The sequence below is a fragment of the Blautia sp. 1033sp1_1033st1_G9_1033SCRN_220408 genome, assembly GCF_040929965.1.
Classification (GTDB): Bacteria; Bacillota; Clostridia; order Lachnospirales; family Lachnospiraceae; genus Blautia_A; species Blautia_A ammoniilytica.
In genome coordinates this window covers 1-1,131 of record NZ_JBFKZO010000055.1, presented here as the reverse complement: position 1 = coordinate 1,131, position 1,131 = coordinate 1, and the positions used below count along the sequence as shown (strand labels likewise).

Below are 1,131 nucleotides of genomic sequence, written 5' to 3'. Positions count from 1 at the left end.
AGCCTCCCACCTATCCTGTACATGCAATACCGGATCCCAGTACCAAACTGGAGTAAAGCTCCATGGGGTCTTTCCGTCCTGGCGCGGGTAACCAGCATCTTCACTGGTACTTCAATTTCACCGGATGCATTGTCGAGACAGCGCTCAAATCATTACGCCTTTCGTGCGGGTCGGAACTTACCCGACAAGGAATTTCGCTACCTTAGGACCGTTATAGTTACGGCCGCCGTTTACTGGGGCTTAAATTCAAGGCTTCGATTGCTCTGACCTCTCCTCTTAACCTTCCAGCACCGGGCAGGCGTCAGCCCATATACCTCACCTTTCGGTTTCGCATAGACCTGTGTTTTTGCTAAACAGTTGCTTGAGCCTATTCTCTGCGGCCTGTTTCCACAGGCACCCCTTATCCCTAAGTTACGGGGCCATTTTGCCGAGTTCCTTGACAATGCTTCTTCCGCCGGCCTTAGGATTCTCTCCTCATCCACCTGTGTCGGTTTACGGTACGGGTACGGTACAAACAATAGCGGCTTTTCTTGACGCATGGCCCACGGACTTCGCTACTTTATTTCGCTCCGCTTCACAGCTTCCCATTGTGCGGCGGATTTGCCTTCCGCACTGGTACCCTGCTTGCACCGGGCTTTCCATTCCCGGCTTCCGCTTTCCTTACGTGTCCCCACAGTTCTGTCATACCGCAGTACAGGAATCTCCACCTGTTGTCCATCGGCTACGACTCTCGTCCTCGCCTTAGGCCCCGACTCACCCAGGGCAGATCAGCTTTACCCTGGAAACCTTGGATATTCGGCCACAAGGATTCCCACCTTGTTCTCGCTACTCATTCCGGCATTCTCTCTTCCATACAGTCCACAGCTCCTTCCGGTACTGCTTCGTCCCGTATGCAATGCTCCTCTACCAACCTTTCGGTTCCTTAGTTTCGGTGGTGCGTTTCAGCCCCGGACATTTTCGGCGCAGGACCTCTCGACCAGTGAGCTATTACGCACTCTTTGAATGTATGGCTGCTTCTGAGCCAACGTCCTGGTTGTCTTGGAGATCCCACATCCTTTTCCACTTAACGCACACTTTGGGACCTTAACTGAAGGTCTGGGCTCTTTCCCTTTTGACTGCCCAACTTATCTC

General features: G+C 53.0%; 1 rRNA gene. It reads right to left on the bottom strand.

Annotated features, from left to right (window positions below):
• Positions 1–1,131, bottom strand: a 23S ribosomal RNA gene (locus tag AB5916_RS17420); the annotation flags it as partial.